We start from the raw sequence: 891 nt of genomic DNA, 5'->3' as shown, positions 1-891 counted from the left end.
CATGCGGCCCGCGCGGATAGCGGCGCAGATACGACCAATAGGCTTCCGGCGTGTCGTTCCGATAGGTACGCCGCCAGGTGATCGCTTCGCGGCGCGCCGCGACGATCGCCATCACGCGCTTCGCCAGGGGATCGCCGGGATAGGCCGCGAGAAACTCCTCATAGGCCGGCAGCGTGTCGCGCTCGAGCGCGGCGGCATAGGCATCCTGCACGCCGAGATCGCGGATCGGCTTGCTCCGGATCGCGGCGACCTGGTCGGGTGCGGTCTCCGGCGGCGGCGCGTCGGGCGCTCGCTCGAAGAACGAAAACGGGGCTGTGATCTTCTGCTCGTTCCAGGGCACTTGCGCACCCTTCGAGGCCTCGTTGACGCGCAGGCGGACGCGGTCGAACACTTCGGGCAGCGGCAGGCCGCCGGTGCGGATCATCTCGGCCAGCGACTGGGCGTAGATGCCGTAGGGCCCCGCCTCCTCCGGCGCGACCGTGCCGGGTGCCGCGTTGAACGCGATCAGCATGTTCGGCTCCGGCTCGACCAGCCCCAGACCGCTCGCGATCTGCTGGCCGCCCTCGATGAAGGGCTGCGCGCGGGCCGCGTCGAGCACCACGATGTTGGCCTTGAGGGGGATAGAAGCGAGCTGGCGCACATAATCGCTGATGCGCAAGGCCTCGGTCGGAACGTCGGTGTCGCGGGTGATGTTGGAATCGACCGGGATGAAATAGTTCTCGCCGGCCAGCTGCACGCCGTAGCCGGCAAGATAGATCATCGCGACCGTGCCCGGCCCCGAGGCCTGGGCCTTCTGGATGAAGTCGCGAAAACTCTTGCGCAGCGTGTCGCCGTCGAGGTCGCGCGCGCCGACCACGTCGAAGCCCGCCGCCTGCAGCGTCTGGGCGATCA

Annotated in this window: 1 protein-coding gene; it reads right to left on the bottom strand. The window is 68.7% G+C overall.

Annotation, left to right across the window (positions count from 1 at the left end; all coding sequences use genetic code 11):
* Nucleotides 1-891, bottom strand: an 891-nt coding sequence (locus MOV75_RS39915) for a caspase family protein (protein ID WP_247008345.1), incomplete at both ends; no start/stop codon positions are given.

It is taken from the genome of Bradyrhizobium sp. PRIMUS42 (genome assembly GCF_023006515.1).
In the GTDB taxonomy this organism is placed as follows: domain Bacteria; phylum Pseudomonadota; class Alphaproteobacteria; order Rhizobiales; family Xanthobacteraceae; genus Bradyrhizobium.
Note: the sequence above shows the minus strand (reverse complement) of the source record. Positions and strands in the feature narration are given on the sequence as shown.